At 44.1% G+C, this 256-nt stretch carries 1 pseudogene; it reads left to right on the top strand.

The window, feature by feature from the left end:
- Positions 1-36 precede the first annotated feature (36 nt).
- Positions 37-256, top strand: a pseudogene (locus AB4496_RS26555) (S24 family peptidase); the annotation flags it as partial.

Raw genomic sequence — 256 nt, 5'->3', positions numbered from 1 at the left:
TGGTTAAGTCGAGGATCTAAGGAAGGCACTCGGGCTTTGGAGTACCATATTTCCAATTTTCACCCAGATGTAAAAAAACAGCTGATTGAGAAATACGTCACGGATCTTGATGAAGCGGAATATCTATTAACTGCATCAGAACCTAACGAAACTTCGACGTCAGTAGGGCACGTTGATATTGGTAGCGGGCAAACTAACCAGCAGGTTGCTAGTCGAACTTCTCGCAATGCCGATAGCAATGTCACAGAGATTTCGA

Source organism: Vibrio sp. 10N.222.46.A1, from assembly GCF_041473595.1.
Lineage (GTDB): Bacteria > Pseudomonadota > Gammaproteobacteria > Enterobacterales > Vibrionaceae > Vibrio > Vibrio tasmaniensis_A.
Note: the sequence above shows the minus strand (reverse complement) of the source record. Positions and strands in the feature narration are given on the sequence as shown.